The organism is Niveibacterium terrae (assembly GCF_048213115.1).
GTDB classification, from domain to species: domain Bacteria; phylum Pseudomonadota; class Gammaproteobacteria; order Burkholderiales; family Rhodocyclaceae; genus Niveibacterium; species Niveibacterium terrae.
Genome location: NZ_CP172404.1, coordinates 2374785 through 2400453, shown reverse-complemented (window position 1 = coordinate 2400453; position 25669 = coordinate 2374785). Strand labels below are relative to the sequence as shown.

The following is a 25669-nucleotide window of genomic DNA, read 5'->3' as shown; positions in this document are numbered from 1 at the left end:
ATCAAGGAGCTCTTATCATGGCTGAAACCACTCTCAAGACCGCCTCCGTCCTCGCCTTCGAACGCAAACTTGACCCGTCCGACGCCTTGTTCTATGCGGGCAATTGGGGCACGCGCGAACAGCACGCTCAATGGTTGCCGGTGCGCATCAACACCAAGTCCGTGCGCGGCACGATCTCTAATCGGCTCAAGACCAAGGATCAGGATCCTGCCAAGCTCGATGCCGCGATCGAGAACCCCAATCTGCAAACAGTCGATGTTGCGGCTTTGCCCGCGGATGCCGATACGCTGAAGGTGCGCTTCACGTTGCGCGTTCTGGCCGGAACCGGCAAGCCTTCCGCCTGCAACGATGCGGCATACCAGAAGGCTTTGCTCGATACGGTGCAAGGCTATGTGCAACAGCATGGTTTTGGCGAGCTCGCGCGGCGCTACGCGGCCAATCTGGCCAATGGGCGATTCCTGTGGCGCAACCGTATCGGCGCCGAGCAAGTCGAAATTCAGATCGCCCACCTCAAGGATGGAAAAGCCGTCAAGACCTGGAACTTTGATTCCTTGTCCCTTTCGTTGCGCAGCTTTGATGCCGGCAGCGATGCGCTCGATGAGTTGTCAGCCCTGATCGTCTCCGGTCTGGACGGTAGTGCGCATGTACTGCTGGAGATCACCGCCTTCGTCCGTGTGGGAGCAGGGCAGGAGGTTTTCCCCTCGCAGGAGCTGATCCTCGATCGTGGGCGCGGTGACAAGAGCAAGACGCTCTACTCAGTCGACAAAGTGGCAGGTATCCACTCGCAGAAGATCGGTAATGCCTTGCGCACCATCGATACCTGGTATCCCGTGGAAGAGGGCGTTGAGCTGGGACCGATTGCCGTTGAGCCCTACGGGTCGGTGACCAACCAAGGCAAGGCCTATCGTCAGCCCAAGCAGAAGGCTGATTTCTACTCTTTGCTCGACAACTGGGTACTTAAGGGCAAGGCGCCGGAAGCGGGCGACCAACACTTTGTCGTGGCCGTACTGATCAGGGGCGGCGTGTTCGGCGAGGCAAACTGAGATGGATCACTATCTCGACATTCGTGTGCGCCCCGACACGGAGACCACGACCGCGCATCTGCTCAATGCACTGGCGGGCAAATTGCACCGAGCCCTGGTTACGCTACAGAGCGAGGATATCGGTATCAGTTTTCCTCGTTTCAGGGCGGAGGCTCCTTCGCTGGGGGAGGTGCTGCGCGTGCATGGCAGCCGAGCTCGCTTGCAGCAACTTGTCCAGCTTAACTGGCTATTGGGGGTTGCCGATCATGTCGCGGTTGGCGAAGTGCTTCCAGTGCCTGGACAGGTTGGCCATCGCGTAGTTCGTCGAGTCCAGGCTCAGAGCAATGCCCAACGGTTGCGGCGCCGATACATCAAGCGCCACAACTGCACGGAGGAAGAGGCCTTGGAGAGGATTCCAGACTCCGTGGAGAAAACTCTTCATTTGCCCTTCCTGGCACTGCGCAGCCAAAGCACAGGGCAACCCTTCCTGCTGTTTGTCGAACACCTTGCCGTTCAGGATCAGCCTGTTCCAGGAGTTTTCAACGCTTATGGGTTGGGGGCTTCGGCAACGATTCCCTGGTTCTAACCCTTTTTTGAGGTCCGCTCGTAAGGTGTTGATTTGTAATAACTTGCGAGCGGATCTTCGGGTTTGGGTTTCTCCAGGGCGAGGCGCTGTTTTTCTTTAAAAATCAGAACTTAACGATTGGTTATGATCTCGCTCACTGCCGGATAGGCAGCTCAGAAAGATTTGAGGGGGCACAAATAGTGCAGTGCTCCGCTCACTGCCGGATAGGCAGCTCAGAAAAGAAGGGCGGAACCGGAAAATCGACGTTCGCCGCTCACTGCCGGATAGGCAGCTTAGAAAATCGCGTCGGAGCGGCCTCGGGGACGAAAAAGGCTCACTGCCGGATAGGCAGCTCAGAAATCTGCAAGGGTCGCCGCGGCCAAGCTGTCAGGGCTCACTGCCGGATAGGCAGCTCAGAAAAGCACAGGGGGTCGGGGGTGGCAGGGCAAAACGCTCACTGCCGGATAGGCAGCTCAGAAAGAGCTGGTACGCAGGGCACGACGCATCGAGCGGCTCACTGCCGGATAGGCAGCTCAGAAACGCCAGACTCGTCGTACCAGCCTTCAGCATTAGCTCACTGCCGGATAGGCAGCTCAGAAATTCCCGCCGCGCAGATCCGACGAGTAGTTGAAGCTCACTGCCGGATAGGCAGCTCAGAAAAGCGCAGGGTCATACGGATAGCGGAACACCGCGCTCACTGCCGGATAGGCAGCTCAGAAAACCATGCTGATTTCACATTCGCAGAGCTCGCTGCTCACTGCCGGATAGGCAGCTCAGAAAGAGCAGCACAGCAACCATCGCCCCACGGCAACGCTCACTGCCGGATAGGCAGCTCAGAAAAGGCGCCGACCGAACAGATGGCCGCTGACCTGGCTCACTGCCGGATAGGCAGCTCAGAAAATCATCGCCGCACGGATCAGGGAGTACCCGGAGCTCACTGCCGGATAGGCAGCTCAGAAATGTATGCGCAGGCCGTATTTTATGGTCCCGTCGCTCACTGCCGGATAGGCAGCTCAGAAAGCACGCAGGATCAGGTGGTGGCTCGCTTCGCCGCTCACTGCCGGATAGGCAGCTCAGAAAAGTGAACGGGCGAGCCAGCACCAGGCCCGCCAGCTCACTGCCGGATAGGCAGCTCAGAAAAGCGGAGACGGTCGAGAGCGGAGCCTCGACGGGCTCACTGCCGGATAGGCAGCTCAGAAAAAGCAGACTTCTGGTGGCACGGACTGGATCAGGCTCACTGCCGGATAGGCAGCTCAGAAACGGCAGCGGTCGCGTGCCAGACGAGCTCGGCAGCTCACTGCCGGATAGGCAGCTCAGAAACGTCAGCGTGCCGCCGCTGACCGAGAGATCAAGCTCACTGCCGGATAGGCAGCTCAGAAACTGGAGCACATCCGCGGCACGCTCCCGGACTCCGCTCACTGCCGGATAGGCAGCTCAGAAACAGTGGCGCACATTCTTGCGCCATCGCGTAAAGCTCACTGCCGGATAGGCAGCTCAGAAACTGCTCGATGCGACCAATGCCGAGCTCGTCTGGCTCACTGCCGGATAGGCAGCTCAGAAATGGTTGCTTGTTCGCGCTGTCGGAGACGCAGAGCTCACTGCCGGATAGGCAGCTCAGAAATGTTCGAGCGCCGTCGCGGCTTCGTCTTCCGGGCTCACTGCCGGATAGGCAGCTCAGAAAAAGAGTTCTCCGGGGCGCTTGTCCAGCACCTGGCTCACTGCCGGATAGGCAGCTCAGAAAGTCGTCCCACCACAGGCCAGAGTTCCCGCTAAGCTCACTGCCGGATAGGCAGCTCAGAAAAGAGGGCTTCTGCAGCGGCCGTCCTCCGCGGCGCTCACTGCCGGATAGGCAGCTCAGAAACATGTGATCGGTCACCGAGGTCCAGATCTGATGCTCACTGCCGGATAGGCAGCTCAGAAATATGCCGTAGATCGGCCCTTCACAGATCGACTGCTCACTGCCGGATAGGCAGCTCAGAAAGACCACGGTCACGGTCACGACCAGCACGACAAGCTCACTGCCGGATAGGCAGCTCAGAAATGAAAGTCCGCAGAGACGCCCATGAAGTGGACGCTCACTGCCGGATAGGCAGCTCAGAAACAAGTACCCTGCGACTTCTTCTGCTTGAAGCTGCTCACTGCCGGATAGGCAGCTCAGAAAATGCCGGCCATGCCGGTGCGCTCGAAGCCCGCGCTCACTGCCGGATAGGCAGCTCAGAAAGGGACATGAACACGGAGCGTGAGACCGACAAAGCTCACTGCCGGATAGGCAGCTCAGAAACTGGGTCGAATCCCAGCGCGCCATCTGCTTGGGCTCACTGCCGGATAGGCAGCTCAGAAATGCTGCTTCGGAACATCGCCAGTCCGAACCTGGCTCACTGCCGGATAGGCAGCTCAGAAATCACCGGAAGCCTTCGGAGGTTTGCGATACGTGCTCACTGCCGGATAGGCAGCTCAGAAAAGCGAGAGCGCGGCGGGAGGGAACTCCTTCCAGCTCACTGCCGGATAGGCAGCTCAGAAATCGATCTTGCGCTGGATCCGCTGCATGGCCGAGCTCACTGCCGGATAGGCAGCTCAGAAATGCCGGATCGATATTGAGGGCGTCGGCCTCGCGCTCACTGCCGGATAGGCAGCTCAGAAAAACGTAATCGTCAAGAACGAGGACGGCACCACGCTCACTGCCGGATAGGCAGCTCAGAAAAGGCTGTGGCCACAACCACGAGCTTGCCTTTCGCTCACTGCCGGATAGGCAGCTCAGAAAATAGGGGATGATCTTGAGCTTGCCTTCCGACCACTCACTGCCGGATAGGCAGCTCAGAAAATGCCCGTGCACGTAGCTCAGATGCACATTTCGCTCACTGCCGGATAGGCAGCTCAGAAAGGCCCAAGCGGCGGGATTGGTGGCCAACATCAGCTCTCTGCCGGATAGGCAGCTCAGAAATGCGGCATCCCGCAGCGCATATTCGCCACCGCGCTCACTGCCGGATAGGCAGCTCAGAAACCGCAGCCCGACCGCGTGGCCGAGCTGACCGCGCTCACTGCCGGATAGGCAGCTCAGAAAACGAGGACGGCTTTTCGGGCACGTCTACTGGCGCTCACAGCCGGATAGGCAGCTCAGAAAGGGCTGTGGCCACAACCACGAGCTTGCCTTTCGCTCACTGCCGGATAGGCAGCTCAGAAATTGAAAACCCCCAGCGAGTGACGTTTGCCGCGGCTCTCTGCCGGATAGGCAGCTCAGAAAAGCTGGTTGCCTCAGCCCCAAGACTGGGAGCTGCTCACTGCCGGATAGGCAGCTCAGAAAAGCGTCGATCCGCCGGCGCTCGAAGTCGTGCTGCTCACTGCCGGATAGGCAGCTCAGAAATGGCCGGCACCCAGCGAAAAATTCCATCCCGCGCTCACTGCCGGATAGGCAGCTCAGAAATGTGCAAGCGCGGGATCAGTGCCACCCCGCAAGCTCACTGCCGGATAGGCAGCTCAGAAAGCGTCATCGATGCAGCGTGGAGCGCAGTGAAAGCTAACTGCCGGATAGGCAGCTCAGAAATCGGACAAGGCATTCCCGATCGGTATGCCTTCATGGATCCCGCTCAGGTCGAGCTCCTGAGACCAGAGTTGAACCTCGTCTTCGCGATTGCGCCTGAGGGGCGGGCCGTCAATCGGGGCTCAGCGCACCGCTTGGGGCAGGATCCGCGTCAGACTGAACACCCGCCTTCCGTTCCGCTGCCGCCCGGGCTGCGCTCGGATCTCGCGGCTGCGCACGGGGTGTGCGCATTTTTGCGAACCACGACCGTCGATCTGGTTCTCTTTTGTGTGCCAGAATGGCTGGCGGTAGCACGGGGGAGAAGGCGAAAACAAAATTGACAAAGGGCGCTTTCCCGGCCAGCACGCCGGCGCTCCCCCGCATAGTAAAATGATGAACATTTTGTCGCAGACTGCGGTCTGTGTCGGTGGCGCGAATAAATGGACAAGGGGCGGGTGTGATTTCGGTCGACAGCGAGCTGGGCGTGAGCAAAGAACTCCGGGCGGAAATTGAGCAATTCCTCGGAGAATATGGCGAGGCTTTTTCCAGCCTGAATGCCGAAGCGGTGGTTTCCTTTTTTGCAATGCCTTTTTATGTGGAACTCGACGGGGATTCGCTCGTCTGGTCTTACTCTGAAAGGGCCGGCCTGATCCAGGCGACGGATGGACTTCTCGATTATTACCGGGGACTTGGCGTGCAGAAAGTCGATCCGCGGATCGAAATCATTCTGCGGACCGGAAAGAACCGACTCACGGTCGTGATGAGCTGGCTCCTCAGCGACGATCATGGCACCCGCTGGGTGCTGGACAAGAGTTACCACCTGATCCGCGAAGGTGACTCCTGGAAAATCTGGGCGTGCTGTGGCACGGAAACCCAGCATCACTGATTCCTGAGACTCGCGGGGCGGAACAAGGCAATTCACCCGCCTTGTCTTCGCCCCTTTCGTTTTCTCCCCTCCGCGCTTCTTTTACCCCTTTCGGCCTTCCCCTATTTATTCGCATGTCTTTGCTTTGCGCCGGGGTGACGTTCGGATTCTCCGCGCCGGATTTTCGTGGCTTGCCAGATAGGCGCAGAGCATGTCGGCCATTGCGTCCGCGTAGGAGTCGATCTGCTGATCGGTCCGCGGGGATTCCGAGAAGCGTTTGCCGACTGCGCCCAGCGTCGTGCTGACGATTTCGCTGATCTGCACTTGCTGCACGCCGGGAGTTTCGGGCAGCACTTCCTCGATGAAGCGCAGCATCGCATTGCTCGAGGCCGAGCGCGCCTCGTGGGCCTCCGGGCTGTCCCGATAGAGCGGGGCCGCGTCGTGGAGCGCGACGCGCATGTCGGCTTCCTCGCATTCCGAGCGGATGAAGGTGTGGACTAGCGCGCGAAGCCGCACGAGCGGCGGTTTCTCGCGTTCTTCGAGGATCCGGCTGAGCAGTCCGGCGGTGCGCTGCCATTCCTCGCTCTGCAGCCGGAACAGGATCGCTGCTTTGTTCGGGAAGTACTGGTAGATCGAGCCCACGCTCACTCCGGCCCGCTCGGCGACTCGCGAGGTCGTGAAACGCGGTGCGCCTTCCTTGGCCAGAACCTGAAGGGCTGCCTCGAGGATAGAGGAGACGAGCGCGTTCGAACGCGCCTGTTTCGGCTGCTTTCGCGAGCTGATGCGTGGGTTCTTCCGCTCCGCCAAGTTGGGCCTCCGAATGCGAATAGAAAACGTGAAGGATTGTTCGTATTCTGATCCGGCGCAATTTCGCGTTCAAGCCTGGCCTGCGAACTTTCGCGATCGCGCGAAGCCCAGCCCTTGCTTAAGCCTTCGGCCGTAAGCGTTCACGTCAAGCAACGCCAGAGCCGTCGCCTGCCCGGATTCATCGAACCGGGCTCGTTCGGAAAACCCCTGGAGCTCTTTCATGACTTTTCAACTGTCCCCCGATGGATCGCAAGCCAGCCTGTTGCGGCTGACCGCAATCCTCTTCTTTTCTTACCTGTGCATCGGCCTCTCGCTGCCGGTCGTCCCCTTATTCGTCAGTGCGCGGCTGGGTCTCGGCAACGCCTGGGCGGGACTGGCTGTCGGCGCGGTCTTCTTCGTGACCATCGCGACGCGCGGCTTGGCCGGAAGTCTGGCCGATCGGTGTGGCGCCCGGCTGGGCACGATCCGCGGTCTGACGCTCTATGCCGCCGGATCGCTGATCTCGGCGCTCTCTGGGCTGATCGCCGATTCGCATGCGCTCGCCTACCTCGTGCTGATCGCCGGGCGCCTGTGCCTGGGCCTGGGCGAGAGCCTGGTCGCCGTGGGCGTGATCGCCTGGGGGATTGGCCTTGTCGGGGCCGCCAACTCGGGGCGGGTCCTGGCCTTGGTCGGCGCGGCCATCTACGGTGCCCTCGCGGTCGGAGGGCCGATCGGCTTGGCACTGTTCGAGCGCTGGGGTTTTTCCGGAACCATGCTCGCATGCGCTCTGATCTCCGGCCTCGGTCTGCTCTTCTCCGGGTCATTGCCCGCTGTCGATACACACCCCAATGTCCAGCGCCCTTCATCGTCAGCGGTCCTCGGCCAGATTTGGCGGCATGGCCTGATCGTCTGTCTTCAGGGCATAGGCTTCGCCGCGATCGGAGCCTTCTTCGCTCTGCATTTCCATCGCCAGGGCTGGTCCCATGCCGGCCTGGGGCTGACGGCATTCGGGATCGGTTTCGTGTTGGTTCGCCTCTTCCTTGGCCATCTGCCCGATCAGTTGGGTGGGCTGAGGGTTGCGCTCGTCTCGCTCGCGGTCGAGGCCATCGGTCAGGCCTTGATCTGGGGGGCGGGGTCGCCCGAGCTGGCGCTGCTGGGCGCATTCCTGACCGGGCTGGGCTGCTCGCTGATCTTCCCGGCGATGGGGCGAGAGGTCGTGCAGTGCGTGTCGCCCTTGCTGCGCGGTGCTGCGCTGGGAAGCTTCACCGCATTCCAGGATCTCGCCTATGGCTTGACCGGTCCGCTCGCCGGCCTGCTGGCCGACCGTATCGGTTATCGAAGCGTCTTCATGGCCGGAGGCGTGGGGGCCGCTGCCGCGCTGCTGATCGTAGTGATCCTGTGTCGCCAGCCGGACAGAGTGATGGCCTGATCCGGGCGATCCGGCTCAGGCGTCATCGTTCTGCTTCTGCAGGAACTGGCTCGGCGTCATGCCGAACAGCGTTGCGAAGGCGTGGGTGAAGGCGGAAGGGCTGTTGTAGCCGAGTTCGAGCGCGGCCTGGGTCACGCCCTGGCCCGACTCGAGCAGCACGACCGCCTGCTGCAGGCGCAGGCGTTGCCGCCACTGGCTGAAAGTGAGGCCGGTCTCATCCTGGAAGCGGCGGGCGAACGTGCGCGGTGACATGTGCAGCGCGTCCGCCCAGTCCTTCTGGCGGTGCGCGTCACCCGGGCTTCGCTGGATCGCGTCGCACATCGCGGCGAGCCGCGGCTCGGACGGGCAGGGCAGGCTGAACGCGGTCGCCGGAAGCGCTTCGAGCACGTCGAGCAGCACCGCGAGCATCCGGCCCTCCCGGCCCTGGGCGTCGTAGTGCTCGGGGGTGACGCGGTTCGCATGGTGGATGAAGGCGCGAGCGAACTCGTCGATCTGCACGACCTGACAGCCCTGACGGGGGGCTTCGAGCTGCTGGGGATCTATGAACAGGCTTTCGAGTGCGACGTCCTCGAGAATCCAGGCTTCGTGCGCGGTGCCGGCCGGAATCCACATGCCGTGGAAGGGAGGCAGCAGCGAGCGCGAAGCGCCAGCGCGGATCTGCATCACGCCCGAGCGCGCGTAGAGGAAGTGGCACCAGGGGTGGGTGTGAGCCTCGACGTGGGTGCCTCGGGCGAGTTCATAGGCGCGAAAGTGGATGGGGCGCGGCAGCTCGGTCAGCGCCGAGGCTTGGGCCGGGCGCCAGTCGGTTTGCGCGATCCTGAGCATTCTTCCTCCGCTGCGCTCTGACAGGCTGTCATCTGCTCGACGCATTCTGGCAGATGCGCGCCAGACGGTCGATCGGACGCCCGACACAATGCCTCCTTTCGATACGGGAGGTCCGATGAGTCGCGATGCAGTCCAACTGCGCGGAGCCGCCGCGCCAAATCCTGGCCATCAAGCAGTCCCCGTCGAGGGGGCTGAGCCTAAGTGCGCGCCAGCCGGCCTTGCCGGAGGCGGCCTGAGCCCGGCCCTGGTGCGGCTGATGGCGGTCGCGGCCGGGGTGGCCGTTGCCTCCGACTACTACGCTCAGCCTCTGCTGCCCGAACTGGCGCACGAGATCGGCGTCTCGGTCGCTCAGGCGGGGGCCATCGTGACGACCGCCCAGCTCGGCTATGCGCTGGGCCTGCTGTTGATCGTGCCGCTGGGCGACCTGATCGAGCCCCGCCGCCTCGTTGTCGGCGTGTCCTTGCTGACCGCTCTGGGGCTGTTGCTGACCGCGCTCTCGCCCGGTCTGGGTGGAATCCTTGTGGGCACGGCCTTGGCCGGCCTCTGTTCGGTGCTCGCCCAGATCCTGATCCCGGTTGCGGCGACTCTGGCGGCGCCCGGCAAGCGCGGCAGCGTCGTCGGCACAATCATGAGCGGCCTGCTGCTGGGCGTGCTGCTCGCGCGCACGGCCGCCGGTGCTCTGGCCGGCCTGGGCGGCTGGCGCACCGTCTACTGGGCCGGAGCCTTGGCTCTGGTGCTGCTCGCGGTGATCCTGGTACGCCGTCTGCCCGGGCAGAGGCCGGCGCATCGCCTGTCCTATCCGCAGCTCTTGGCCTCTGTCTTCGTGCTGCTGCGCGAGGAGGGCGAGCTGCGTTTGCGCGCCGCGCTGGGCGCGTTGTCCTTCGCGTCGTTCAGCGTGCTGTGGACTTCGCTCGCCTTCATGTTGGCCGCACCGCCCTTCCGGTTTGCGACCGGCACGATAGGCTTGTTCGGGCTCGCCGGCGCGGCCGGCGTCGTCGCTGCGAGCCTGGCTGGCCGGATGAGCGATCGCGGTCAGGGGAAGAGCGCGACCCGGCTGGGCTGCCTTGCGCTGCTGCTCTCCTGGTGGCCCCTGCTGGCCGGCGCGCATTCCCTGAGCTTGCTGATCCTCGGCATCCTGCTTCTGGACATGGCGGTGCTGATGATCCACGTCAGCAATCAGGGGGCGATCTATCGCATCCGACCCGAGGCGCGCAGTCGACTGACCGCCGCCTACATGAGCTGCTATTTCGCTGGCGGTGCGCTGGGTTCCTTTGTCTCGGCCTTCGCGTATTCGCGGGGCGGCTGGTCGGGCGTCGCGCTCGCCGGTGCGGTTTTCAGCGTGCTCTGTCTGCTGGTCTGGGAGCTGGCGCGCAGCGCGGGATTGCGGCAGGAACTCGAAGCCTCTTGAGCGGGATGCGGTCGGCGGCCTGAGTTCGTCGACGTTTTCCCGGACTTTCCAGGGAGGATCGGGGCTTATCCACACGATGTGAGGGGAGTCCTGTCAAGACATGCTTGAGCACGCGACGGCGCCGGGCGCGGACGCGATCGTCGGGCTCCGCAGCGAGGCTTCAACGGTCGAGCCTCGGTGCGGGGCGATCGAAGTGCTCTGCTACGGGCGGCTGTCGTGACCACCATGCGCCGAGTGGTTTGAGCTCACGGGGCTGCGGGGTCCGCCCCGCTTGCGAAGCCGCGAGTCCTCGCTCTTCCGGCGTACCCGGTCGTCCGCTTCTGTCCTCTCGATCAAGCTGCCGACAGTGCGGATGGGCACAGAATGCCCTAAGCGTGAGGGTGAGTTGGCTTCGCGATCGTCGGGGGCTGCGGACTTTGTGGTCTCAAGGATCAGGTGAAACGGTGAAACGTATGGCTATGTCCCCAATCCATGTTGCAAACCTCTGCCGAGCGCCTCGTCGAGGCAGTGTTGCGGGGTGATCGAGTCGCCGTAACGCTCGAGCATGCGGCGCCAGCCCAGATAGTTGTCCAGGTAGCGCGTGGCCACGCCATGGAAGCGTGCCATCCAGCTCTGGAGGCGGCCGTGATAGGCGCTGACGTTCTGGATGTGATACGCGCCGCCCTGGCTGCGTCGCCCGGGCGGCTCCCGCACCGCGACGTGCGTGAGCTGTGCCGCGCGGGCGAAATCGGCATAGGCGGCTGCGTCATCGGTGCACAGCAGCACATCGGCATACACCAGCGGTTTGAGCCGCTCAGCGAGCTGCGCCGCATCGAGCCTGTCCAGTTTGAAGTCCGCCGTATGCCCCGAGCGGTCGCGAACCACCAGCACCGGAATCTGCGCGGCGTCCGTGTCCGGCGCCCTGCCTAGCCCGCCGCGCTGGCGCGCCGGGCGCGGGATGTGCCGCTGCCCCTTGAAGGATTCGCGAAAGAAGGTTTCACCCGCCTCGACGATCCCGGCTTCATGCTCATCGCGGTGTTCGGCGATCAGCGCCAGGAAGCGATGCCGCCAGAGGAAGGACGTGTTCTTGCTGAGGCCGCAGATCTGGGCGGCTGCGCGCACGGACAGACCGTCGATCAAGGCCTGGGCGTAAGCGCTCCATTGGTCCGGGTGCTGGAGCCGCGCCAGAGAAGAGCCCGTCAGCGCGGTGCAGGTTCGCCGGCAGCATTGGCAACGGTAGCGCGCCAGGCCACGCGTGAATCCCCAAGGCCTGAGATTGCCCGCCTCGGCATGGCAGTGGGGACAGTCGGGCAGATCCGGAAGCTCGGGCGGCGCCGCAGCCGAGCCCTTGCCGAGCGGGCTCGTGGGGAGTGCGAGCATCCGGAGCAGGCTCTGTTTCTGGCTGGGCGTCAGTTCGGAGGCTTGTTTGAGCCAGTGACGAAAGGCTTGGGCATCCATGATCCAACTCCGGTTGAGGCGGATGCCTTCAGCATAGCCTGCCCCGCAACACACTTCGGGGACATAGCCTTGTTTTTGATAGATCAGCGCCTTTGATGTGCTAACGGAGTAAGGCCCCGGCTCTGGCGAGAGCGGCTTGCTTCAATCGCTTGTCCCTTGAAGGCAAGGAATTCCCTTACCTGTAACTTCGCAGGGGGAGCGTGAACCGTATTCTGAAACTCGACCCAATGAAGGTGGCTTGATTTGTCTGGGTGCTGTCCGACGCGGCTCTTTGGGTTCCGTTGCACCAAACGCTATGCGATTGGACTGGTAAAAGGCTCGGAGATATGTGTTCTGGCGCACGGTGCGCAAGACCCCGGCAGGCTAGCCTGCCTACAGGAATTCAAGACTCAAGCTGCCCCGTGCTGATCGTCCGGATACAGTTAAAAGCGCCTGCTTTCCTGCCGCGTTGCTTCAATCGACTTAAAGGACATGATCATGACCTCCCTCGTACGCTCGATGAAAAGCCTTCTGTTGGTGGCCGTCTCTGCCGTTTCTCTGGCTGCGCTCAGCAGCCAAGCCATCGCCGCGACGGCCGAAGACCTCAGCCGTGACGCCGCGCAGGCGCTCGAAAAACTCTACAAGACCAATCCGACCGCCGAAACCATCGGCAAACATGCCAAGGGGATTCTTGTTTTCCCCAACATCGTCAAAGCCGGACTGGTCTTCGGCGGCGCCTATGGCGAAGGTGTTCTGATGAAAGGTGGCCAGCCAGCCGGTTACTACAATTCGGTTTCCGCTTCGTGGGGCTGGCAGGCCGGCGCCGAGTCGTACAGCTACGTCGTCTTCCTGATGAGCAACAAGGCCGTCAAATACCTCGACAAGTCCAAGGGCTGGGAAATCGGCGTTGGACCATCGGTGGTCGCGGTCAATGAGGGCGTCGCCAGAAACCTCACGTCGTCGACGCTCAAAGATGATGCCTATGCCTTCATTTTCGACCAGCAGGGTCTGATGGCCACGCTCTCGATCGAAGGCACCAAGATCTCACCGATCAAGCGCTAGCCTAGCCTGCGGACTTCGGGGCCGGTTTCGCGCGCGTCCGGATTCATGGCTTGCGCGGATCTCCGGTGCCCGTCGGCTTGAGTTTGATCTGTTCGTCGATCTGCTTCAGAACCTCGGAGAACTCTCGCGCCCACTGCTGCGTCTCCTTCCTGACGATGTCCTGCAGGCGGTCAAGAAAGCACTGGTTCGCGTCGATCATGGCCAGGGTTTCCTGCTGGGAGGGGATGTCCTCGCGCCACAGCAGCTTCTGTCTTTCGATCTCGAGCTGGAAGTCCTCGAGCAGCTGGGCGATCTGCTGGCCGGCCAGCATGAAGCGTATCCAGCCGCTCGTGAAGCCATAGAAGCGGTCCAGCAGGACCAGAGTCACCGCGATGGCCAGCGCAAGGGCCGACCACAGCGAATGAATCGCGTTGTGGGTGACTTCGTTGAGCAGAGGCAGGATTCCCGAGAAGGCGACGAGGAGGATGGCGCTTACCCGGAATATCCGGCAGAAGATCTGATGCGCGGACTTCTTGGAGAAATACCAGGCGATTGCGTCGTCACCCTTTTCGGTGGCCCAGGCACAGAGCTTGTCCAGCGAATCGCGCCGCTGTTGGGCTGACCACTGCAGCGAAGGGAAGGCTGTGGGTTTCAGATTGTTTTTCATCGTCGAATAGACCGCCTTGACTTCGCTGAGCTTGTGGGTTCGATACGACATCGCTGCGCAAGGTAGCTGTTCTGCTTGCCTGGTGTGATCCCGTTCCAGGTCATGGGCGTGTCGCGGCCGGCCGGCGGATCCGTGTCGCTTCCGCTCACTCCGGCAAGTGGCAAACCGCTTCGATGTTATGGCCGTCGGGGTCGAGCACGAAGGCCCCGTAATAGTCCGGATGATAGAGAGGACGAAGGCCCGGCCCTCCGCTGTCGCGCCCGCCCGCGGCGAGGGCGGCCTTGTGAAAGGCGTCGACGAGGGCACGATTGCCGACCTGGAATGCGATGTGGACCGGGGGATTGTTGGGCGTGCCCTGGCCGATCCAGAAGTCGGGGATGGGGGGCGCGCCGAATCCGGCCGTGTCGGCGTGTCCGGTCACCGAGGCGGGAATCTCGGCAATCAGCTGGTAGCCTATTGGAGCCAGAGCTTGTGCATAGAAATCACGGCTTTTCGCGAAGTCGCTGACCGTGACGCCGATATGATCGATCATTTTCTCTCCTGATCCGTTCGGTGAGGGGCGATAGCTTCGCAGTCTACGCTTCCAAAGAGCCTGTCGGGGCCAACTATTGTTGGGCCCTGCGCAGAATTCAGGGGCACGGATCGCCCGGCGAGGCTCTGATACAAGCTGTGTCAAAACACGGTTTGACGTGGCGGGGACATCACGTCATCTTTCCGGGCGGGCCAGTCTGAGCCACCTCTGATCGGTGTAGTCCCCCGCGGGGGCGGTTTTGCTCGAACGCCAAGGCCCGGAAAAGGATAACGATGTTCCGCCGTATTGCGCCCCGAGCCAGATGGGGCGCCCTCTGCCTGTTTTTCTCGCTCACCGGATGCATGACCGTCGGGCCCGACTATAAGGCCCCGAAGCTGCCCGAAACCGATGTGCCAGCACAGTGGACTTCGCCCGCCGATTCCGCCGGCGCTCCCGCTGATCCCTGGCCCCAGTGGTGGAATAAGCTCGCCGATCCGATCCTGAACAAGTTGATCGACGCGGCTTTCGTCTCCAGCCCTAGCCTCGAAGCGGCGAAGGCGAAGCTGGCGCAGTCACGCCTCGAGTACGGTCAGGCCAAGGCGGCGGGAAGTCCGACGGTCGGCGCCAAGGGCGGGAGTGAGCGCTCTTCGAGCAGCGGCACCGTGGAGACAGACTCCTGGCTGTCCTTGAACTCTTCGTGGGAGCTCGATCTGTTCGGATCGGTCAAGCGCGGCAAGGAGGGCGAGCTGGCGCGCGAGGAGGCCCAGGTCGCGACTCTGGACGACGTGCGGGTCAGCCTTTCGGCCGACGTGACCGATGCCTATCTGAACCACCGGGCCTGCCAGTCGAGTCTTGCGCTGAGCGAGCAGGACATGACTTCCCGGATCGCGACCGAGAAGCTGACGGCCGCCAGCGTCGAGTCCGGCTTCACCGCGCCCTATCAGGGCATACGCAGCAAGGCCTCGGTCGCCGAGGCGAGGACCGGGCTTGCCGAGACGCGGGCGCAGTGCCGGAAGATCGAAAACCTGCTGACCTTTCTGACCGGCGTCCCCCGTGCAAGCCTGATGGCTATTCTCGCCGAGAAGCCTATGGGGCTGGATCGGCTGCGCGTGCCCAAGCGATTCAGCATCGAGAGTCCGGAACGGGCCTTGATGCAGCGCCCGGACATCCGGGCCGCCGAGCGCAGGCTCGCCGCGGCATCGGCCGACATCGGTCTCGCCGAAGCGGACCGCTATCCTCGCCTGGCCTTCAACGGCTCCCTCGGCTATTCGGTTACCAGCGGGACGGGGAGCGGTGCGTTGTCCTTCGGGAACTGGTCTTTCGGCCCTTCGCTGAGCCTGCCGATCTTCGACGCAGGACGTCGCAAGGCCGCGGTCGAGATCGCGAAGTCCCGCTACGAGGAATCGCTCGCCGACTACAAGGCTCGCGCGCGAAGCGCGATCCAGGAGGTCGAGGATGGCTTGACCCGCTATGCGGCGGCCGATGAGCGTGCGGAGAATGCGCGCGTTGCCGCCAGCGAATACCAGCGCTTCTTCGCGACGGTCGAGGATCGCTACAAGGAAGGGGCGAGCAATCTGCTCGAACTCGAGGATGCGCGCCGCGCCATGCTCGATGCGCAGCAGACCCTGCTCGGTGTCCAGAAGGAGAGGCTGCAGGCCTGGGTCGCGCTGAACCGTGCCACCGGCGGGGCGTCCCAGTACGATCCCGATCCAGAAACCGCGATGCGCGGCGAGCCCGCAACTAACTCCTGGTGAGTCCAGTCATGATGTCCCTGTCGAAATCTGTTCGTTTCTCCGCGCTCGTCGCGATCGCGCTGTCCGCCGCATCGCCGCTCTTCGCCGCCGGCTCGGCGGGGGCTGCACCTTCTTCCGCCGCAAGCGCTCCTGCCGCTGCCGCGTCTGCGCCCGCATTGCGCGAGGTGGCGCTGGTCACGCCCACGCTTCAGATGTGGCCCGACCAGATCGAAGCGCATGGCAACATCATGCCCTGGCGGGAGATCAGCGTCGGAACCGAGGTCGGCGGCCTGCGCTTGCTCAGCGTTCAGGTGAGCGTCGGAGATGTCGTGAAGAAGGGGCAGGTGCTCGCCCAGCTGAACCCGGCCACCGCCGAAGCGGAGCTGGAAGCCGTGAACGCCCAGCTGCTGGAAGCTCAGGCGACCCTGGCGCAGGCCGACGCGACCCTGGCGCGCGCCAAGCGTCTGGCCGCGTCGGGCGGCGTCAGCAAGCAGGATCTGAGTCTGTACGAGACCCAGAAGCAGACGGCGACGGCGCGCCTTGATGCGATCCAGGCCCAGGTCAAGACGCAGAAGCACAAGCTCGATTCGGCGACACTGATTGCGCCCGATGACGGAGTGATCTCGGCGAGTTTCGCGACCGAAGGGGCGATCGTCCGGGCGGGCAGCGAGCTCTTCCGGCTGATCCGCCAGGGCCGCCTCGAATGGCGGGCCGAGGTCAAGGGCGAGACGCTGCTGAAGCTCTCCGCGGGACAGGAGGTGGTGATCAGGAGTCCGCTGGGGCGGGAGATCAAGGCCCATGTGCGGCAGGTTTCCCCGACGATAGACCTGAGCACGCGGAATGGTTTCGTCTACGTCGATCTGCCCACCGATACGAATTTCAAGGCCGGGCTCTTCGTCTCCGGAACGCTGGCGATCAAAAGGCAGGCGCTCGTCGTTCCCGCTTCCGCAGTGCTGCACCAAGGCTCGGGCGATCAGATCTTCACGGTCGATGCCGACAACAAGGTCGAAGCGCTCGACGTGACGATCGGTCGCAGCCGGGCCGGTCTGAAGGAGGTCATATCGGGCGTGGACGAGCACTCACGCGTGATCGTTCGCGATCTTCAAGCCTTGAAGCCGGGAGAGTCCGTTACGGTGCAGGCGGCGGCCAAATCCTGAAACGCGCCGGGCGGCTCGTCAGCGCGCGTCCGATTCCTTCAGCACGCGCAGGCATTCGTCCATGATCGAGGCGCCAAGCTCCGAGACGTAGCGCGGGTCGAGCGATTCCATCAGCTCATGGGCCGTATAGAGGCCGGCTTCGCGAGACAGCGAATCCCTGATCTGCGTGGCGATCTGCTCGCTCAGATCGGAGAGCTGCTTGCGCTCGGTCTGCGACAGGGTCTTTTTCGAGCGCATCAGCCAGTCGTTGCACAGCGCCGCTCCCTGGGCCTGGGTGATCCAGTGGTCGTGATCGTAGAAAGCTGAGAGCCGATGCGCGACCAGCGCGTAAATAGCGGCGACGCGTGCGCCCACATCCGCAGGCTCGCGGTTCGGGGCGTCCACGGTCGAATTCGCTGACGGGCTAGCGTCGGTGTCTGTCATTGCCATTCCTTGATGCGTCAAATTGCGCTGCCCTTCGTCCGTCAGGGCCCGCCCCCAGTAGTCGACGCTCTTGCTTCCGGCGCGGATCGTCTCGAAATGGACGGTTTGCCCACGCCTGGCGCGGGCCAGGAATTTACCGGAATCGGGGGATGCAGAAGATCTGCGGGCCCTGCCGGGTGCTGATCGACAGGTATTTTAGCGGCGCGCCGGAGGTGTTGATGATCTGGTGCGGATACTCCGGCCCGGCGGGGATGAAAACGACATCGCCTTCGCGCCGCGCGAGCATCTCGCCCGCTTCATGCGCTGGGAGGAATTCCACCGCATTCGCGAACAGAGCCTGAAAGCCGATGAAAGCCTTCGGGGTCTGCGCGAATCGGATGAGGGGGCGGGAAGTCTTTTCTCGCGCTTGAGGCAAAAAGCCTGCCGCCCCGGGGGCCGGGTCTCAGCTCTCCCTGTCGGTCAGCTGGACGAGGGCATTGCGCGCGGCATTCATCATGAGGCCGAGGTCGGACGCGACCGTGATGAAGTCGAAGCCGTAGCCCAGAAAGCGCTGCGCGAGTTCGACGCTGGGCGCCGCGCAGCCGCAAGGGATGGCGGCGGCACGACAGCGCTGCGCAATGCTCTTGAGCTTGGCCTGTACTTCCGGCGCGCCGACCCGGCCGATGTGGCCCATGTAAGCAGCCAGATCGACCGTGCCGACGAAGAGCGCGGAGATGCCCTCGACGGCGGCGATCGCTTCGAGCTGGTCGGCTGCATCCGGAGTTTCGATTTCGGCGATCAGGGTCAGATCCGCATTCGCAGTCACGAAATAGTCGGTGTCGGTCGCGTAGCGGCTGGCCCGGTGCAGCGCGGCGACTCCGCGCATCCCCTGGGGCGGGTAGAAGCTCGCTTCGACGGCCGCACGGGCTTCTTGGGCGTTCTGCACGAAAGGCAGCATCAGGGTCCGGGTGCCGATGTCGAGCGCCCGCTTGATCAGCACCGGGTCGTTGTCGGCGATGCGGACGACTGGCCGAGTCGGGGTCACCGCGATCGCGCGCAGCAGCTCGATCGCCTGGGCGGTTTCGAGCGGTGCATGTTCGAGGTCGACGATCAGGAAGTCGAAGCCGGCCCAGCCCAGCGCTTCGGCTACGGTCGGAGAGGCTGCGGCAAGCCAGCTGCCCAGCGGTGCTGTATTGCGCTCGCCGACCCATTCGATGAAGGACTTGCTCATGACTTTCCTCGTGTCCGGTTGTATGTCTCCGACCGCCATGGTCGCGGCAGTGGGGCGCGCCTGCTGATCGGCTCCTGCTCGTCGGCACATCTCGCTTCGGGGCAGGGAACAGCAAGGGCGCGATTCCAAGTCTGGCACGAAAATGCGAACCAGACCTTCACAGTATGTGCAGTGAAAAGCTGAACTTCCAGGAACTGCGTGGCTTCGCGCAGAGGATCTGCGTGACGGATTCGGTGCTCTGCATGAGCTGGCTGAGGTATTCCACCGCGCGCGACCGGTACCGTGTCGCCCTGATCGGCGTTCGGAATCTCGCCGCGCCCCTCGTCATCCTGGCGGCACTGGGCCCGAAGCGCGTCGACCGCGCTAAGATCAAGAAAGCGCAATCGCGGAGGGGACGATGAAGAGCATTCACCTTGCCACCGCCCGGCGCCTGTTGCTCGGCTGGCTCTGTGTGTCGCTGCTGATCGGCGGCGCGAGCTACTGGTTTGGATTGCGCCAGATGGGGCTGCAGTTGATCGAGCAGGCGAGGGGCGAGGGCGAGAAAGTGACCCCGGCCGTGCTGGCCAGGATCAACGGTTCGGCCGCTCAACGTGCCGAACTGCAGAACCTGCTCGCCAGCCACGCGATGGAAGGCTTCCTGATGCTGGCCCTGTATGACCGCGAAGGCCATCTCGTCGCGAGGAAGCTCGCTCCCGGAGCGAATCCAGTCCTCGCGGAGCTGCGCCTCCGCGGTCGGCTGCCGCTGGGGCGGAACCGCGAGTTCCAGTCCGACTATTCTGAGCGCGGCGGACAGGGCGTGATCCGGATCGTGATGCCTCTCGCCGCCGGAGGTCGGCTGGCTGGTCACATCGAGGCGATCCGGGAAGTGCCGCCCGAGCGACTCGCCTTGCTCAAGCAGCATACGCGCCAGAGCCTGCTGCTCGTGCTGCTGGTCGTCACTTTCACGACGCTGCTGCTCTATCCCTTCATCATTTCTCTGGATCGCAAGCTTCGCGCCCATGCGCGGCAGATCATGCTCGGCGATCTGGAACTGATGGAGGTTCTGGGCAGTGCGATCGCCCGGCGCGACACGGACACCGGTCAGCACAACTACCGGGTCACTTTCTATGCGCTGAGGCTGGCCGAGCACATCGGCCTGAGCACGCCGCGGATCAGGGAGCTGATGGCCGGCGCTTTTCTCCACGACATAGGCAAGATCGGCATCCCCGATGCGATCCTGCACAAGAGCGGCCCGCTCAGCGAGGATGAGTATTCCCGGATGAAGGAGCATGTGAGCCTGGGGCTGGAAATCACGTCGCCGTCCTCCTGGCTCGGGCTGGCCCGCGACGTGATCGCGGCCCACCACGAATGCTTCGACGGTTCGGGCTATCCGGAGGGTTTGGCCGGCGAAGCGATCCCGCTGACCGCCCGGATCTTTGCGATCGCGGACGTCTTCGATGCGCTGACCTCGCAGCGCCCCTACAAGCCGCCGTTTTCGGTGGAGCGCTCGCTGGCGATCCTGAAGGAGCAGTCCGGATCCCACTTCGATCCGGTTCTGCTCGCGGCGTTTCTGGAGATCGCCCCCCGACTTCACGCGCAGGTGAGCGGCGGGGGGCGCGACGCGCTGGAGCGGGCGTTGAGCGAGGCGATCCCCCGCTACTGGGACTTTGTGCTGTAGCGCGCTCCGTGCGCAGGCTCAGGCTTTGAGCATCATCAGCGAGGTGTTGCCGCCGGCCGCGGTCGTGTTGACGCATAGCGAGCGCTCGACGACGAGGCGGTGGAGCGGGTAGCGACCCGACTCCGGCGTAGCGGCGATGACGGGGATCAAGGCGCCGTCGCGGCCGGCGAGGCGGCGGCGCAGGCTATCGCCTTCGGTGGGCGTCCCGGCGAACAGCGCGGCGGCAGGATTTGCGGCCTCGATGTCCGGGCAGGGCCGGATCGCGGCGCAGAGCCCGTGGGGAAGGCGGGCGAGCAGAGCCGTTGCGGCCTCGCTCGGGGCGAGCAGAGCCTGGTTGCCGCTGGCGAGGCAAGCGGCGATCTGCTCGCTCAGCGCAGCTTCGTCCTCGGCAACGCAGAGCAGCTTGCCGCGTGGCGCGAAGCGCTCGGTGTTGCGCTCGCCGGTCGGGCCGGGGAGCGTCAGCGTGAGGCCTGCGAGTGATGTTTTCGAGTAGGCCTGGCCGCTCGCGACGAGTTCCGTCTTCCCTTCGCTCTTCGCCCAGGCGAGGAACAGATCGAGGGCTTCGTTTGCGGCGGGTGCGCCGGAGACACCCAGCGCTTCGGGGCGCACGACGGCCGTGCCGAGCAGGCGGGGCAGGTAGAGCGGGCCGCCCGCCTTGGGGCCGGTTCCCGACAGGCCTTCACCGCCGAAGGGCTGGACGCCGACGACGGCGCCGACGATGTTGCGGTTCACGTAGACGTTGCCGGCGCGGATGGTCGCGACGACCCGGTCTATCGTCTCGTCGATGCGGCTGTGGATACCGAAAGTCAGTCCGTAGCCGGTCGAGTTGATCGCGTCGACCAGTGCGTCGAGGCGGCTGGCGTCGAAGCTCAGCACATGGACGATGGGGCCGAACACCTCATCGGGCAGGTCGGCGAGCGAGTCGATCTCGATCAGGGTTGGCGGCATGAAGCAGCCCTCCCTGGCCTCGTTGGGCAGAGGCAGCTGGAAGATCCTGCGACCGGTGCGGCGCAGCCGCTCGACGTGGGCCTGGAGCCGGGCGAGCGCTGGCTCGTCGATGACCGGTCCGACGTCGGTCGAGAGGCAGGCCGGATCGCCGAGCTTGAGCTCGCAGATCGCCTCGCGCAGCATGGGCAGGATGCGCGGCGCGACGTCCTGCTGCAGGCACAGGATGCGCAGCGCCGAGCAGCGTTGACCGGCGCTGTCGAAGCCCGAGGCGATCACGTCCTGGACGACCTGTTCGGCCAGCGCCGAGGAGTCGACGATCATCGCGTTCTGTCCGCCGGTCTCGGCGATCAGCATCGCCTCGCGGCCGGCCAGGCTTCGGTTGATCTCGCGCGCGACTTCGGTCGAACCGGTGAAGATGACGCCGCCGACGCGGGGATCCGCAGTCAGCGCGGCACCGACCGTCTCGCCGCGTCCGGGCAGCAGCTGCAGCGCAGCGCGCGGGACCCCGGCCTCGTGCAGCAGCGAGACTGCGAAATGGGCGATCAGCGGAGTCTGTTCGGCTGGTTTCGCAATCACCGGGTGGCCGGCGGCGAGCGCGGCACTGACTTCGCCGAGGAAGATTGCGAGCGGGAAGTTCCACGGCGAGATCGCGACGACGACTCCGCCGCTCGACGCATCCAGCCTCTTGATTTGCGCCGCGTAATAGCGGCAGAAGTCGACCGCTTCGCGCACTTCGCCGACCGCGTTGGGCCAGGTCTTTCCGGCTTCGCGCATGCACAGGCTCATCAGCTCGTCACTGTGGGCTTCGAGCAGATCGGCGGCGCGGCGCAGTATCGCAGCTCGCTCGGCCGGGGGCATCGCGGTCCACGCCGAGCCTTGTTCCTGGGCCGCAGTCAGCGCGGCTTCCACGTCTTCGGGGGTCGCTTCCCGGACGGTGCCGACCGGCTCGCTGTGTCGGGCAGGATTGCTGATGTGCCTACCGGCATCTCCTGCAGAAGGGCGGCCGGCGATCAGCGGTGCGGCAACCCAGCGCCGCTCGGCGAGCTCAGTGAGGGCGCTGCGCGTCGCCTCCAGCGTGCCCTCGTCGGCCAGATCCCGCCCCGCCGAATTGCTGCGGCTCGCGCCGAAGAGCTCGGGGGGCAGCGCGATCAGCGGGTGGGGCAGGGGACCGTCGCGGCGGACGATGTCGATGGGGTTTTCGATCAGCTCGTCGACCGCGACCGACTCATCGACGATCCGGTTGACGAAGGAATTGTTCGAGCCGTTTTCGAGCAGCCGGCGCACGAGGTAGGGCAAAAGGGTTTCGTAGCTGCCGACCGGCGCATAGACCCGGCTCGTCTTGCCCAGATTTCGGGGGCCGACGACGTTGTTGTAGAGCGGCTCGCCCATGCCGTGCAGGCACTGGAACTCGTAGCGTTCGACGCCGCGCTCGTCGGCCATCGCGTGGACCGCGGCGAGGGTCTGTGCGTTGTGGGTCGCGAACTGGGGATAGACGAGGGGGGCAGCGTCGAGCAGGCGGGCTGCGCAGGCGAGGTAGCTGAGGTCGGAGTGAGCCTTGCGCGTATAGACCGGGTAGTCGCTGAACCCCTCCTGCTGGGCACGCTTGACCTCGTAGTCCCAATACGCGCCCTTGACCAGCCGGATCATGATCTCGCGTTCATTTTCGCGGGCCAGTTCGATCAGGTAATCGATGACCGCGGGGCAGCGCTTCTGGTAGGCCTGGACGACGATGCCCAGCCCAGTCCAGCCGGCGAGGTCCGGGTCGCGGATCAGCGCCTCGACCAGATCGAGCGACAGCTCGAGCCGGTCGGCTTCCTCGGCGTCGATATTGACGCCGATGTCGTACTGTTTCGCGAGCACCAGAACGCTCTTGAGCCTGGGCAGCAGCTCGGCCATGACCCGCTCGTGCTGGGCGCGCGAATAGCGCGGGTGAAGTGCCGAGAGCTTGACCGAGATGCCCGGACCGCCCTGGACGCCGCGTCCAGCGCTGGCACGGCCGATCGCGTGGATCGCGCTCAGATAGTCGCGGGTGTAGCGCTCGGCATCGGCGGTCGTCGTCGCTGCTTCGCCGAGCATGTCGTAGGAGTAGGCGTAACCGCGCGCTTCGCGACTGCGGCTCACCGCGAGCGCCTGATCCATCGTCCTGCCGATCACGAACTGATGGCCCATTCTCTGCATCGCGACCTGCATTGCCTTGCGGATCACCGGTTCCCCGCAGCGGGCGATCACGCGGGTCAGCGCGTTGCCGAGCTCGGGCTCTGCGTTGATGCTGACCAGATGCCCGGTCAGCGCGAGCCCCCAGCTCGCGGCGTTGACGAAGAGCGAGCGGCCTTCGCCAAGATGGGCGCTCCAGTCGCCACGGCCGATCTTGTCGCGGATCAGCCTGTCGGCGGTGCCCGCATCGGGAATGCGCAGCAGCGCTTCGGCGACGCACATCAGCGCGATGCCTTCCGGGCTGGACAGCGAGAATTCGTGCATCAGATTGTCGACGCCGCTCGCGCCCTGGCGCTGAGCCCGGACGGCCGTAACCAGCTCGCGGGCCTGACTGGCGACGCGTTCGGCGTCCGGTGCGCGCGTCTTCAGCTCTTCGAGCAGCTCGGTCACGCAGAGAACCTCGGCGCGGCGATGACGCGCGGCGATCGCGCGGCGCAAGTGGGTGGAAGACGGTTCGGTCAGCGCGTTCATGGTTTTCCTCAGGGGGGATCAGCGGTGCAGGTGTTTCAGATCGATGGCGGAGGAGTCTTTCACTTCCTCCATCACCGTGTAGCTGTGGGTTTCGCGGATGCCGGGGAGGCGGGCCAGCACTTCGCCGAGGAAGCGCCGATAGGCGGCCATGTCGGGGATGCGCACCTTGAGCAGGTAGTCGAAGCCGCCCGCGATCATGTGGCACTCCTGGATTTCCGGGATCTGGATCACCGCGTCGCGAAAGGTGCGGAAAGCGTCTTCGGACGAGCGCTCGATCGTGATCTCGATGAACACGGTCAGGCCCAGGCCCAGTTCTTCCGTCGACAGCGTCGCTGCATAGCCGGTGATGACGCCGGCCGCTTCGAGCGCCTTGACCCGCTCCAGGCACGGAGTCGGACTGAGCCCGACCTGGCGCGCCAGCGCGACGTTGGTCGTGCGCCCATCCCGCTGCAGCGCTTCGAGGATTGCGACATCGATCTGGTCGAGCTTGTTCATCGGCGGGCGATCCTCTCGGTGATCCGGGCAATGAGGCGGATCGTATGCTGCGTTCTGGCTGCCAGATAGACGAAACTCCTGAATGCGGGGATATGAAAAGTCGAATGTCCGGGGCGCGATCGTTGACTCGGCGCCGCCGATATTCCCGCTCACCGGCTTTTCGGGTAACTTGTTCCCCCTTTTGCGCGCCGGTCGGCGGCGCGCGCGATCCGGAAATACAGATGCGCATCGAAGAGATCCGCCAGCGCCTCGCCGCGCTCGGCGCCAAGCCCTGCCACGAGCGCCGCGTGCTGCGCGCCTGGCTCGCTGCCCGTGCGCTGGACAGCGGACCCCGGCTGGCCGAGAACGTGCTGCCGCGCGCGCTGCGCGCGGATCTTCCTGCCTTGGGCGAGGCGCTTGGCGCGCTCGCGCGGGTCCGTTCCGTCCACCCCGGCGAGGACGGTTCGGCGCGGCTGCTGGTTGATCTCGCCGACGGGCAATCGGTCGAGAGCGTGCTGCTGCCGCGCGACGGGCTTTGCGTGTCGTCCCAGCTCGGCTGCGCGGTCGGCTGCGCGTTCTGCATGACCGGGCGGGGCGGTCTGCTGCGCCAGCTCACGAGCGGCGAGATCCTCGCCCAGGTCGTTCTGGCGCGCGCGCTGAGGCCGGTCAAGAAGGTCGTGTTCATGGGCATGGGCGAGCCTTCGCACAACCTCGACAATGTGCTCGATGCGATCACGCTGCTTGGCCTCGAAGGCGGGATTGGTCACAAGAACCTGGTCTTCTCGACGGTCGGCGACCGTCGCGTCTTCGATCGCCTGCCCAAGGGGCCGGTCAAGCCGGCTCTGGCGGTCTCGCTGCACACGACCGATCCGGACTTGCGCGCGAAGCTGCTGCCGCGCGCGCCGCGGATCAGCCCGGCCGAACTCGTTGCGCTGTCCGAAGACTATGCACGCGCGACCAGCTATCCGATCCAGTACCAGTGGACGCTGATCGAAGGGCTCAACGATTCGGCAGCCGAGCTCGACGGGATTGTCGAGCTGCTGTCGGGGAAATACGCGGTGCTGAACATGATTCCGTTCAACCGCGTTGATGGCCTGGAGTTTCGCCGCCCCTCGGTCGAGCGGACCCGCGAGATCGCGCAGACGCTGCACCGTCGGGGCATTCTGACCAAACTGCGCAATTCGGCCGGTCAGGATGTCGAAGGGGCTTGCGGACAGCTGCGGGCGAGAGCCCTGGGCTGAGCTCTGTGGCGCAAAAGCCTCTCCTGCGCAGGCACTAAGCGATAAGCGTCACGCCCCGCACAGTGGATTTGCGCGACACTGAGCGACAA

General features: G+C 64.3%; 22 protein-coding genes and 1 CRISPR repeat array. Of the genes, 12 read left to right on the top strand and 10 right to left on the bottom strand.

Annotated elements, in window-relative coordinates:
- Positions 1-17: 17 nt before the first annotated feature.
- From csy3 to ACHFB9_RS11065, 3 genes are all read left to right on the top strand, one after another.
- Positions 18-1043, top strand: a complete 1026-nt coding sequence (gene csy3 / locus ACHFB9_RS11075; protein ID WP_417067158.1) for a type I-F CRISPR-associated protein Csy3 — start codon at positions 18-20, stop codon at positions 1041-1043.
- A gap of 1 nt (position 1044) precedes the next feature.
- A complete protein-coding gene (cas6f, locus tag ACHFB9_RS11070; RefSeq protein ID WP_417067157.1) occupies positions 1045-1608 on the top strand; it encodes a type I-F CRISPR-associated endoribonuclease Cas6/Csy4 in 564 nt (187 codons plus the stop codon).
- A 131-nt stretch (positions 1609-1739) separates the two neighbouring features.
- Positions 1740-5128: a CRISPR direct-repeat array (repeat unit 28 nt; unit sequence GCTCACTGCCGGATAGGCAGCTCAGAAA).
- Between the two features lie 433 nt (positions 5129-5561).
- Entirely contained in the window at positions 5562-5990 is a 429-nt protein-coding gene (locus tag ACHFB9_RS11065) for a hypothetical protein (protein WP_417067156.1), read from the top strand.
- 105 nt (positions 5991-6095) lie between these two features.
- Here ACHFB9_RS11065 and ACHFB9_RS11060 read toward each other — a convergent pair whose 3' ends face one another.
- On the bottom strand, positions 6096-6776 hold the full coding sequence (locus ACHFB9_RS11060; RefSeq protein WP_417067154.1) for a TetR family transcriptional regulator: 681 nt from the start codon (positions 6774-6776) through the stop codon (positions 6096-6098).
- A 220-nt stretch (positions 6777-6996) separates the two neighbouring features.
- Here ACHFB9_RS11060 and ACHFB9_RS11055 point away from each other — a divergent pair, with 220 nt between their 5' ends.
- A complete protein-coding gene (locus tag ACHFB9_RS11055) occupies positions 6997-8184 on the top strand; it encodes an arabinose transporter (protein WP_417067152.1) in 1188 nt (395 codons plus the stop codon).
- Between the two features lie 15 nt (positions 8185-8199).
- On the opposite strand, the gene ACHFB9_RS11050 is transcribed toward ACHFB9_RS11055, so the two are convergent.
- Positions 8200-9009, bottom strand: coding sequence for an AraC family transcriptional regulator (locus tag ACHFB9_RS11050; protein WP_417067151.1), 810 nt, complete (start codon positions 9007-9009; stop codon positions 8200-8202).
- A 115-nt stretch (positions 9010-9124) separates the two neighbouring features.
- Between ACHFB9_RS11050 and ACHFB9_RS11045 the strand changes: the two genes are divergently transcribed.
- Together ACHFB9_RS11045 and ACHFB9_RS11040 are read left to right on the top strand one after the other, a co-directional pair.
- A complete protein-coding gene (locus ACHFB9_RS11045) occupies positions 9125-10417 on the top strand; it encodes an MFS transporter (RefSeq protein WP_417067149.1) in 1293 nt (430 codons plus the stop codon).
- 100 nt (positions 10418-10517) lie between these two features.
- Entirely contained in the window at positions 10518-10637 is a 120-nt protein-coding gene (locus tag ACHFB9_RS11040; RefSeq protein WP_417067147.1) for a hypothetical protein, read from the top strand.
- Between the two features lie 236 nt (positions 10638-10873).
- Here ACHFB9_RS11040 and ACHFB9_RS11035 read toward each other — a convergent pair whose 3' ends face one another.
- Positions 10874-11854 (bottom strand): IS1595 family transposase, encoded by a 981-nt coding sequence (locus tag ACHFB9_RS11035; protein WP_417067145.1) that lies wholly within the window; start codon positions 11852-11854, stop codon positions 10874-10876.
- Between the two features lie 471 nt (positions 11855-12325).
- Here ACHFB9_RS11035 and ACHFB9_RS11030 point away from each other — a divergent pair, with 471 nt between their 5' ends.
- Positions 12326-12895 (top strand): YSC84-related protein, encoded by a 570-nt coding sequence (locus ACHFB9_RS11030; protein ID WP_417067144.1) that lies wholly within the window; start codon positions 12326-12328, stop codon positions 12893-12895.
- A gap of 43 nt (positions 12896-12938) precedes the next feature.
- Here ACHFB9_RS11030 and ACHFB9_RS11025 read toward each other — a convergent pair whose 3' ends face one another.
- Positions 12939-13592 (bottom strand): SLATT domain-containing protein, encoded by a 654-nt coding sequence (locus ACHFB9_RS11025; RefSeq protein WP_417067142.1) that lies wholly within the window; start codon positions 13590-13592, stop codon positions 12939-12941.
- Positions 13593-13686: 94 nt separating this feature from the next.
- A complete protein-coding gene (locus ACHFB9_RS11020; RefSeq protein ID WP_417067141.1) occupies positions 13687-14073 on the bottom strand; it encodes a VOC family protein in 387 nt (128 codons plus the stop codon).
- 272 nt (positions 14074-14345) lie between these two features.
- Between ACHFB9_RS11020 and ACHFB9_RS11015 the strand changes: the two genes are divergently transcribed.
- Entirely contained in the window at positions 14346-15806 is a 1461-nt protein-coding gene (locus ACHFB9_RS11015) for an efflux transporter outer membrane subunit (RefSeq protein WP_417067140.1), read from the top strand.
- Between the two features lie 11 nt (positions 15807-15817).
- Positions 15818-16942, top strand: a complete 1125-nt coding sequence (locus ACHFB9_RS11010) for an efflux RND transporter periplasmic adaptor subunit (RefSeq protein ID WP_417067138.1) — start codon at positions 15818-15820, stop codon at positions 16940-16942.
- 18 nt (positions 16943-16960) lie between these two features.
- Here ACHFB9_RS11010 and ACHFB9_RS11005 read toward each other — a convergent pair whose 3' ends face one another.
- The 3 genes from ACHFB9_RS11005 to ACHFB9_RS10995 all read right to left on the bottom strand — a co-directional run bounded on the left by ACHFB9_RS11005 (position 16961) and on the right by ACHFB9_RS10995 (position 18575).
- Entirely contained in the window at positions 16961-17365 is a 405-nt protein-coding gene (locus ACHFB9_RS11005) for a hypothetical protein (protein WP_417067137.1), read from the bottom strand.
- A 133-nt stretch (positions 17366-17498) separates the two neighbouring features.
- Positions 17499-17684 (bottom strand): hypothetical protein, encoded by a 186-nt coding sequence (locus ACHFB9_RS11000; protein WP_417067136.1) that lies wholly within the window; start codon positions 17682-17684, stop codon positions 17499-17501.
- 123 nt (positions 17685-17807) lie between these two features.
- Positions 17808-18575 carry an HpcH/HpaI aldolase family protein gene (locus ACHFB9_RS10995; protein ID WP_417067135.1) on the bottom strand — a complete coding sequence of 256 codons (768 nt, stop codon included), beginning with the start codon at positions 18573-18575 and terminating at the stop codon, positions 17808-17810.
- A gap of 164 nt (positions 18576-18739) precedes the next feature.
- Here ACHFB9_RS10995 and ACHFB9_RS10990 point away from each other — a divergent pair, with 164 nt between their 5' ends.
- Positions 18740-18976 (top strand): hypothetical protein, encoded by a 237-nt coding sequence (locus tag ACHFB9_RS10990; protein ID WP_417067133.1) that lies wholly within the window; start codon positions 18740-18742, stop codon positions 18974-18976.
- Positions 18973-20232 (top strand): HD-GYP domain-containing protein, encoded by a 1260-nt coding sequence (locus tag ACHFB9_RS10985; protein ID WP_417067131.1) that lies wholly within the window; start codon positions 18973-18975, stop codon positions 20230-20232. Before ACHFB9_RS10990 ends, ACHFB9_RS10985 begins: the two co-directional genes overlap by 4 nt.
- An 18-nt stretch (positions 20233-20250) precedes the next feature.
- On the opposite strand, the gene putA is transcribed toward ACHFB9_RS10985, so the two are convergent.
- Positions 20251-23865, bottom strand: a complete 3615-nt coding sequence (putA, locus tag ACHFB9_RS10980) for a bifunctional proline dehydrogenase/L-glutamate gamma-semialdehyde dehydrogenase PutA (RefSeq protein WP_417067130.1) — start codon at positions 23863-23865, stop codon at positions 20251-20253.
- Between the two features lie 18 nt (positions 23866-23883).
- Positions 23884-24360 carry an Lrp/AsnC ligand binding domain-containing protein gene (locus tag ACHFB9_RS10975; protein WP_417067128.1) on the bottom strand — a complete coding sequence of 159 codons (477 nt, stop codon included), beginning with the start codon at positions 24358-24360 and terminating at the stop codon, positions 23884-23886.
- A gap of 221 nt (positions 24361-24581) precedes the next feature.
- On the opposite strand from ACHFB9_RS10975, the gene ACHFB9_RS10970 reads away from it, so the two are divergent.
- Positions 24582-25580, top strand: a complete 999-nt coding sequence (locus tag ACHFB9_RS10970) for an RNA methyltransferase (RefSeq protein WP_417067127.1) — start codon at positions 24582-24584, stop codon at positions 25578-25580.
- The last annotated feature ends 89 nt before the right edge of the window (positions 25581-25669 follow it).

Bases quoted from the DNA above. Each gene is read 5' to 3' on its own strand.
- csy3 (WP_417067158.1), top strand. From the start codon at position 18: ATGGCTGAAACCACTCTCAAGACCGCCTCCGTCCTCGCCTTCGAACGC.
- cas6f (WP_417067157.1), top strand. From the start codon at position 1,045: ATGGATCACTATCTCGACATTCGTGTGCGCCCCGACACGGAGACCACG.
- ACHFB9_RS11055 (WP_417067152.1), top strand. From the start codon at position 6,997: ATGACTTTTCAACTGTCCCCCGATGGATCGCAAGCCAGCCTGTTGCGG.
- ACHFB9_RS11050 (WP_417067151.1), bottom strand. From the start codon at position 9,009: ATGCTCAGGATCGCGCAAACCGACTGGCGCCCGGCCCAAGCCTCGGCG.
- ACHFB9_RS11045 (WP_417067149.1), top strand. From the start codon at position 9,125: ATGAGTCGCGATGCAGTCCAACTGCGCGGAGCCGCCGCGCCAAATCCT.
- ACHFB9_RS11040 (WP_417067147.1), top strand. From the start codon at position 10,518: ATGCTTGAGCACGCGACGGCGCCGGGCGCGGACGCGATCGTCGGGCTC.
- ACHFB9_RS11035 (WP_417067145.1), bottom strand. From the start codon at position 11,854: ATGGATGCCCAAGCCTTTCGTCACTGGCTCAAACAAGCCTCCGAACTG.
- ACHFB9_RS11030 (WP_417067144.1), top strand. From the start codon at position 12,326: ATGATCATGACCTCCCTCGTACGCTCGATGAAAAGCCTTCTGTTGGTG.
- ACHFB9_RS11025 (WP_417067142.1), bottom strand. From the start codon at position 13,592: ATGTCGTATCGAACCCACAAGCTCAGCGAAGTCAAGGCGGTCTATTCG.
- ACHFB9_RS11020 (WP_417067141.1), bottom strand. From the start codon at position 14,073: ATGATCGATCATATCGGCGTCACGGTCAGCGACTTCGCGAAAAGCCGT.
- ACHFB9_RS11015 (WP_417067140.1), top strand. From the start codon at position 14,346: ATGTTCCGCCGTATTGCGCCCCGAGCCAGATGGGGCGCCCTCTGCCTG.
- ACHFB9_RS11010 (WP_417067138.1), top strand. From the start codon at position 15,818: ATGTCCCTGTCGAAATCTGTTCGTTTCTCCGCGCTCGTCGCGATCGCG.
- ACHFB9_RS11005 (WP_417067137.1), bottom strand. From the start codon at position 17,365: ATGACAGACACCGACGCTAGCCCGTCAGCGAATTCGACCGTGGACGCC.
- ACHFB9_RS10995 (WP_417067135.1), bottom strand. From the start codon at position 18,575: ATGAGCAAGTCCTTCATCGAATGGGTCGGCGAGCGCAATACAGCACCG.
- ACHFB9_RS10990 (WP_417067133.1), top strand. From the start codon at position 18,740: ATGTGCAGTGAAAAGCTGAACTTCCAGGAACTGCGTGGCTTCGCGCAG.
- ACHFB9_RS10985 (WP_417067131.1), top strand. From the start codon at position 18,973: ATGAAGAGCATTCACCTTGCCACCGCCCGGCGCCTGTTGCTCGGCTGG.
- putA (WP_417067130.1), bottom strand. From the start codon at position 23,865: ATGAACGCGCTGACCGAACCGTCTTCCACCCACTTGCGCCGCGCGATC.
- ACHFB9_RS10975 (WP_417067128.1), bottom strand. From the start codon at position 24,360: ATGAACAAGCTCGACCAGATCGATGTCGCAATCCTCGAAGCGCTGCAG.
- ACHFB9_RS10970 (WP_417067127.1), top strand. From the start codon at position 24,582: ATGCGCATCGAAGAGATCCGCCAGCGCCTCGCCGCGCTCGGCGCCAAG.